Below are 7,165 nucleotides of genomic sequence, written 5' to 3' on the forward strand. Positions count from 1 at the left end.
GCCGCCGGCCCGCCCTCCGGTCGGTGCGGCCCGCGGCACCCCCGGAGTTCCCTAGAATCGAGTGGTCCCGGACTCCGTGGAGGGCCCCCGCGCCCGGCCGGAGCCCGGGCGTCCCGCCCTCTCCCGAAGGACTCCCCCGCATGACCACCTCCACCGCCACCGCGTGGCCCGTGCCGCAGAAGACCACCAACCGGGTGCTGCTCGCCTGCTGGCTCGCGATCCTGGCCGAGGGCTACGACGTCGGGGTGCTCGGTGCCGTGCTGCCCGCCCTGGCGGAGCACCGCGCCTGGGACCTCACGCCGCTGGAGCTCGGCGGCCTCGGCTCCTACGCGCTCGTCGGCATGCTGATCGGTGCGATGACCATCGGCACGCTCTCCGACCGCGTCGGCCGGAAGAAGATGCTGCTGATGTCGATGGCCATCTTCACCACCATGCAGCTCGGCGCCGCGCTCGCCCCCACCCCGGAGGTCTTCGGGCTCTTCCGGCTGCTCGGCGGACTGGGCATGGGCGGGATCATCCCGGTGGCCGCGGCCCTCACCATCGAGTACTCGGCACCGCGGCGCCGGTCCTTCAACTACGGCGTGATGTACTCCGGCTACTCCCTCGGCATCCTGGCCGCCGCGCTCGTGGCGATCGCCCTGCTGCCCACGCTGGGCTGGCGCTGGGTGGTGGGCGTCGGGTTCCTCCCCGTGGTCCTCCTGCCCCTGATCGCCAAGCTCGTGCCCGAGTCCCTCGAGTACCTCGTGGGCAAGGGCCGCCACGAGGAGGCCGCCCGCCTGGCCGAACGGCTGCGCGTGGCCCCGTTCGTCGAGAGCGACTGGACGCCGGTGCTCGCCGAGGAGACGAGGGCGCGGTCCGTGGGCTGGAGGCGGTCCCTGGCGGCCATGTTCTCCGGCGGCTACCTGCCTGCCACGGTCTTCTTCTGGATCTCGCTGTTCTGCGGCATGGTCCTGGTCTACGGGCTCAACACCTGGCTGCCCTCGATCATGCGCTCGGCCGGCTACGAGCTCGGCCCCGCCCTGATGTTCCTGGTGGTCTTCAGCCTCGCCTCGGCCGTCGGCGGCATCGCCCTGGGGCGCGCCGCGGACGCGTACGGCAAGAAGCTGATCCTGGTGGTCTTCTACCTGCTGGGCGGGGTGGGCATCCTGCTGCTGATGTTCCCCAACAGCCTCGTGGTCAACTACGTGTTCGTGGCCCTGGCCGGCATCGGCTCGATCTCCACGTCGCTCGTGCTCACCGGCTGGGTGGCCGAGTACTACCCCGCCCACTCGCGGGCCACGGCCACCGGCTGGGCCCTGTCCTTCGCCCGCGTGGGCGCCATCTCGGGTCCGCTCATCGGCGGCTGGATCGGCTCCACGGCCCTGCCATTCCAGTGGAACTTCATCGTCTTCGCCGCCGTGGCGCTGGTCGCCGCCGGCGCGGTGGCGCTCATCCCGCAGTTCCCGGGTCCGGTCGGCGGACCGGCCCGGCGGGGACCGTCGGGCCGGTCCGAGACGGTCCCGGCGGCACCGGGCTCCTGAGCCGGACGGTCCACCGCCCGGCCGGCCCGGTTCCGCACGGACGTCACGCGGCCGGACCGGGCTCGGCGCCGTCGCCGGACCCCGGGCCCTCCGTCGGGTCCGGCGGGGCGTCTCCCGCCGCGTCCGCGTGCAGGTGCGCGCGCTCGCCGTCGTGGTCGAGCACGGTGAGGATCTCCACCGGGCCGCCCTGCGCCACGATGGCGTGCGGGACCATCGTGGAGAACTGCGCCGCCTGACCGGCCTCCACCACGACGACCCGCTCCCCCAGGTGCAGGCGCGCGGTCCCGGAGAGCACGGTGAACCAGTCCCGCCCCGGGTGCACCGCCAGCTCCCGCCGCCCGGGCCGCGGGCCCGGCAGGATGCGCATCTTCGCCACGGTCATCCCGTGCAGGGCACGCTCGGAGGAGAGCAGCCACATGGTCAGCCCCGGCGTGCTGCTGGGCTGCGGGCGGATCACCACGTCCTCGTGCTCGGGGGACTCGACGAGCTGGTCGAGCGAGGTGTCGAGGGCCCGCGCGATGGGCACCAGCTGGTCGAGGGCGATCCTGCGGTGACCGGTCTCGATCCGGCTCAGCGTGGACGGGCTCAGCCGGCAGCGGGCCGCGAGCGCGTCCAGGGACCAGCCGCGGGCCAGCCGCAGACCGCGGATGCGGTCCCGGATCACGGCGTCCAGATCCAGTTCTTGCGTCATAGGCAAGAGTGTATGCGCTCAGAGCACTGCGCGCCTACCGTGGAGGCATGACACCGCACGCTCCCCCGCACCCGGCCGCCGGGCACCGCGACCACTCCGGGCACCAGGATCACTCCGGGAAGCACGCCCATCCCGGGCAGCACGACGACGACGGGCTGGCCGAGCTGCTCGAGCTCGAGGCCGAGATCCTCGGTCCCCTGCTGGACGAGGTCGTCGGCTGGGTCGCCCAGCACGTCGGCGAGGCTCCGCGCACGGTCGTGGACATCGGCGCGGGGACGGGTCCCGGCAGCCGGCTCCTGGCCCGTCGCTACCCCTCGGCGCGGGTGGTCGCGATCGACCGGTCGGCGCCGCGGCTCGAGCGGCTCCGCGCCATCGCCCGCACGCAGGGACTGGCCGACCGGATCAGCACCGTGCAGGCCGATCTGGACGACGCGTGGCCGGAGATCGGTCCGGTCGAGCTCGGCTGGGCGGCCGCCTCGCTGCACGAGGTCGCCGCGCCGGACCGGCTGCTGCGCGACCTGCACGCCGGGATGCGCCCCGGCGGGCTCCTCGCGGTCGTGGAGATGGACGCCCTCCCGCGGTTCCTGCCCGAGGACATCGGGACCGGCCGCCCGGGCCTGGAGCGCCGCTGCCACGAGGTCCTCGCCCGGGCGCACTGGAACGCCTACCCCGACTGGGGGCCCCACCTGCAGGAGGCCGGCTTCCGGATCGCCGGCCGGCGCCGGTTCGGCGTCGAGGCCCGGCCCGCCCCGCCGGGCACCGGGCGCTGGGCGCACGGGACGCTGCAGCGCGCCCGCCCGGCCCTCACCGGCCACCTGGCCGCCGACGACCTCCTCGCCCTCGAGCACCTGCTCGCGGAGGACTCCGCCGGCGCGGTGCTGCACCGCGAGGACCTGGTGCTGCGCGCCGGGCGGACCGTCTGGGCGGCCCGCCGGGCATGAACCCCCCGCACGACGCCACCACCACGACACCACCAGCACGAATCCACCAGCACGAGAGGACATGGACCATGGACAGCATTCCCCTGCACGACGTCGTCGTCGTCGGAGGCGGCGCCGCCGGGCTGAGCGCGGCCGTCACCCTGGCGCGCTCCCTGCGCTCGGTGGTCGTCGTGGACGCCGGCGAGCCCCGCAACGCCCCCGCCGGCGGGGCGCACAACCTCCTCGGCCGCGAGGGGATCCCGCCCCTCGAGCTCCTGGCCGCCGGGCGGCGGGAGGCGGAGCAGTACGGCGCGGAGATCGTCGCGGACCGCGCCGTCACCGCGCGGTCCGGCCCGGACGGGTTCACGGTCGGTCTCGCCGGCGGCGGCACGCTGCGTGCGCGGCGGCTGGTGCTGGCCTCCGGGCTGGTGGACGAGCTCCCCGACGTGCCCGGCGTACGGGAGCTGTGGGGGCGCAGCGTGCTGCACTGCCCCTACTGCCACGGGTGGGAGGTCCGGGGGCAGCGCATCGGCGTGCTCGGCGCCGGTCCGATGAGCATCCACCAGACCCTGCTGTTCCGGCAGCTCAGCGCGGACGTCACCTTCTTCCCGCACCGGATGCCGGATCCCGGCGCCGAGGCGTGGGAGCAGCTCGCCGCCCTCGACGTCCGCGTGGTCGGGGGCCAGGTCCGGCGGCTGCGCACCGAGGGGGACGTCCTGCGCGCCGTGGTCCTCGACGACGGGCAGGAGGTCGCGGTGGACGCCGTGGTCGTGGCGCCCCGTTTCGCGGCCCGCGCCGAGCTGTACGAGCAGCTCGGCGGCTCCCTGAGCGAGCACCCCGTCGGGGAGCTCATCGCCACGGGGCCGATGGGCCGGACCGAGATCCCCGGGGTCTGGGTGGCCGGCAACGCCGGCGACCTCTCGGCCATGGTCTCCTCCGCGGCAGGGGAGGGGGTCGGCGCGGCCGCCGCCGTCAACGCGGACCTCGTCGCCGAGGACGCGGCCGCCGCCGTGCGGTCCCGGGCGCAGCGGACCGCCGCGGGGGCCTCCCGGCAGGCCTGAGCGGCCGGGGCACGCCATCGCCCCGGGGAACGCCGCTGCGGGGCCTCCCGGTCAGAGCTCCGACGAGCCCTGGGAGTGCTCGAACACGAGACTGGTCTGCGTGGCCGCCACCGCCTGGTTGGAGGACAGGTGCTCCAGGACGAACTGGCGGATGTGGTCGGTGTCCCGGGCCGTGACGTGGATGAGGAAGTCGTCCGACCCCGCCAGGAAGAAGAACTGGGACACCTCCGGGACGGACTTCAGCCCCTCGCCGAACGCGGACATCAGGTGGCGGGCCCCGGGCCGCAGGCGCACGCTGATGAGGGCCTCGATAGTGCGCCCGAGCGCCCGGGGGTCCACGTCGACCGTGAACCGGCGGATCACCCCGGAGCGCTGCAGCCCCTTCATCCGGGCCAGGCACGTGGACGGGGCCACACCGAGCGCCTCGCTGAGCGCCTGGTTGGTCATCCGGGAGTTGTCCCGCAGCAGCGCGAGCAGGCGCCGGTCGAGGTCGTCCAGCTCGTCCCGGGGCCGCGGATCCTGCGGCGCGGACCGTGTGGGACGGGTCACATTCTGCATGGTTCCCCCAGTTCTGCGCCGATTGCCGCAGGATCGTCGATTCCGGTCCCAGGAACAGCGCTGAATCGTAGCTTTGAGGCACCCATACTACGTTTTCTGCGGGAGGCCTCCGACATGATCATCTCCGTCCCCACCGAAGTGAAGAGCAACGAGCACCGGGTGGCCATCACGGTCCCGGGCGTGCACGAGCTGCGCCGCCGCGGCCACCGGGTGCTGGTGGAGGCCGGCGCCGGGGTGCGCTCGGGCTTCTCCGACCAGGACTTCGCCGCCGCGGGCGCCGAGATCGTGGCGGACCCGGACGAGCTGTGGGCCGCGGCGGACATGGTGCTGAAGGTCAAGGAGCCGGTCGCCGCCGAGTACCACCGGTTCCGGGAGGGCCTGGTCCTGTTCACCTACCTGCACCTGGCCGCGGAGCCGGAGCTGACCCGCGCCCTGCTGGCGGCCGGGGTCACGGCCATCGCCTACGAGACCGTGCAGACCGCGGACCGCCGGCTGCCGCTGCTGGCGCCGATGAGCGAGGTGGCCGGCCGGCTCTCGGTGCAGGCCGGGGCCGCGGCCCTCACGGCCACCGACGGCGGCAAGGGCGTCCTGCTCGGCGGCGTGCCCGGTGTGCGGCCCGCCCGCGTCACCGTGATCGGCGCCGGCGTGGCCGGCACCAACGCGGCCGCCATGGCCGTGGGGCTGGGCGCCGACGTGACCATCCTGGACATCGACGTGGACCGCCTGCGCGCCCTCGACGACCGGTACGCGGGGAGGCTGCGGACCGTGGCCTCCAACGCCTACGAGGTGGAGCGGGCGGTGACCGAGGCGGACCTGGTCATCGGCTCCGTGCTGATCCCCGGCGCCCGGGCCCCGAAGCTGGTCACCAACGACATGGTCGCGCGGATGAAGCCGGGCAGCGTCCTGGTGGACATCGCCGTGGACCAGGGCGGGTGCTTCGAGGACAGCCGTCCCACCACCCACCAGGACCCGGTGTTCCCGGTGCACGGGACGATCTTCTACTGCGTGGCGAACATGCCCGGCGCGGTGCCCAACACCTCCACCTACGCCCTGACCAACGTCACCCTGCGCTACGTGACCGCCCTCGCCGACCGCGGGGTGACGGCGGCGCTGGCCGCCGACCCCGCCCTGGCCGCGGGGCTCAACACGATGGCCGGCCGCGTGGCGCACCGCTCGGTCGGCGAGGCCCACGGCCTGGACGTCGCCGACCGGACGGAGCTGGTCGCCGCGGCGTGAGCATCCTGACCGACCGGGCGCTGCTCACACGGAACGCGGATCGGATACCGCAGCCGTGCACACGACAGCGTTGATGCCGCGCGCACGTCAAGACGCACGAGGCGCCCGAGATCGCGGCGCCGCAGCCCACCGCAGGGTCGGACGAGGACGTCGCCCGAGTCCGCAGGCACGCAGAGCCGGGACTCCTCCAACACCACCGCCATCGGTGGGACCGGCTCATTCGATGGTGCTGGCTGCGAGCTCCGCTTCTGCAGGGATGCGCGCCGGGGTGCCGGTGGGGAGGGCGTCGATGAGGGCCTTGAGGTCGGCGAGGTCGTGGTCGGTGAGGTCCTGGAGCGGGGGGCGCACGCCGCCGGCGTCGCGGCCCACGGCCCGCAGCCCGGCCTTGACGATGGAGACGCCGTAGCCCTTCGCCCGGTCGCGGATCTCGATGTAGGGCAGGACGAACCGGTTGAGCTTGTCGGTGACCGCCGCCCGGTCCTGGGCCCGGACGTCGCGGTAGAACTCCAGGGCGAACTCGGGGACGAAGTTGTACATGGCCGAGGAGTAGGTGCTCATGCCCAGCTGGAGCAGGGGCAGGGCGAAGGTCTCCGCGGTGGGCAGCCCGCCGAGGTAGAACAGGCGGTCCCCGTTGGCGGCGTAGACCTTCGTGAGGTGCTCGATGTCGCCGATGCCGTCCTTGAACCCGATGAAGTTCTCGTGGCGCTCGGCGAGGCGGGCGATCGTCTGGGCGGAGTAGACGGCGTTGGCCCGGTTGTAGGCGATCACCCCGAGGTCGGTGGCCGCGCAGACCGCCGAGGCGTGGGCGAGCAGTCCCTCCTGGTCGCACTCGGTGAGGTAGGGGGGCAGCAGCAGCAGGCCTTCCGCGCCGGCGGCGGCCGCGTCGTGGGCGTTGCGCACGGCCTGGGCGGTGTTGCCGGCCGCCGGGGCGAGCACGGGGACGGTGTCCCCGACCTCCTCGACCGCGGCCCGCACCACGGAGGCGGTCTCCTCCGGGGTGAGGGAGAAGCCCTCCCCGGTGCCGCCGGCGGCGAAGAGCCCGGCCACCGGGAAGGAGGCCTGCCAGGCCAGGTGCTGCCGGTAGGCGGTCTCGTCGAAGAGCAGGTCGGCGTCGAACGCGGTGACGGGGAAGGACAGCAGGCCGTCCTTGAGCTTGTCCGCCAGTTCCTGGGGAGTGTG

At 74.2% G+C, this 7,165-nt stretch carries 7 protein-coding genes; 4 read left to right on the top strand and 3 right to left on the bottom strand.

What is annotated here, in order from left to right; genetic code table 11:
- Positions 1-140: 140 nt before the first annotated feature.
- The gene (locus ACH9D3_RS03825) at positions 141-1,520 is read left to right on the top strand and encodes an MFS transporter (RefSeq protein WP_396399850.1); all 1,380 of its coding nucleotides are present in this window, start codon (positions 141-143) and stop codon (positions 1,518-1,520) included.
- Positions 1,521-1,563: 43 nt separating this feature from the next.
- On the opposite strand, the gene ACH9D3_RS03830 is transcribed toward ACH9D3_RS03825, so the two are convergent.
- On the bottom strand, positions 1,564-2,211 hold the full coding sequence (locus tag ACH9D3_RS03830; RefSeq protein WP_396409913.1) for a helix-turn-helix domain-containing protein: 648 nt from the start codon (positions 2,209-2,211) through the stop codon (positions 1,564-1,566).
- A 47-nt stretch (positions 2,212-2,258) separates the two neighbouring features.
- On the opposite strand from ACH9D3_RS03830, the gene ACH9D3_RS03835 reads away from it, so the two are divergent.
- The gene (locus tag ACH9D3_RS03835) at positions 2,259-3,152 is read left to right on the top strand and encodes a methyltransferase domain-containing protein (RefSeq protein ID WP_396409914.1); all 894 of its coding nucleotides are present in this window, start codon (positions 2,259-2,261) and stop codon (positions 3,150-3,152) included.
- Between the two features lie 68 nt (positions 3,153-3,220).
- Positions 3,221-4,192: an FAD-dependent oxidoreductase gene (locus ACH9D3_RS03840; protein WP_396409915.1), complete on the top strand. Its 972-nt coding sequence runs from the start codon at positions 3,221-3,223 to the stop codon at positions 4,190-4,192.
- 51 nt (positions 4,193-4,243) lie between these two features.
- Here the strand turns inward: ACH9D3_RS03840 and ACH9D3_RS03845 are convergent, their stop codons facing one another.
- Positions 4,244-4,750, bottom strand: a complete 507-nt coding sequence (locus tag ACH9D3_RS03845; protein WP_396409916.1) for an Lrp/AsnC ligand binding domain-containing protein — start codon at positions 4,748-4,750, stop codon at positions 4,244-4,246.
- 114 nt (positions 4,751-4,864) lie between these two features.
- Between ACH9D3_RS03845 and ald the strand changes: the two genes are divergently transcribed.
- Complete coding sequence (gene ald, locus ACH9D3_RS03850; protein ID WP_396399855.1) at positions 4,865-5,986, top strand: alanine dehydrogenase; 1,122 nt, start codon at positions 4,865-4,867, stop codon at positions 5,984-5,986.
- Positions 5,987-6,202: 216 nt separating this feature from the next.
- On the opposite strand, the gene kdgD is transcribed toward ald, so the two are convergent.
- Positions 6,203-7,165 (bottom strand): 5-dehydro-4-deoxyglucarate dehydratase (kdgD, locus tag ACH9D3_RS03855; RefSeq protein ID WP_396409917.1); only part of this gene is annotated, 963 nt, incomplete at its 5' end.

The organism is Kocuria kalidii (genome assembly GCF_044462225.1).
Taxonomy (GTDB): domain Bacteria; phylum Actinomycetota; class Actinomycetes; order Actinomycetales; family Micrococcaceae; genus Kocuria; species Kocuria kalidii.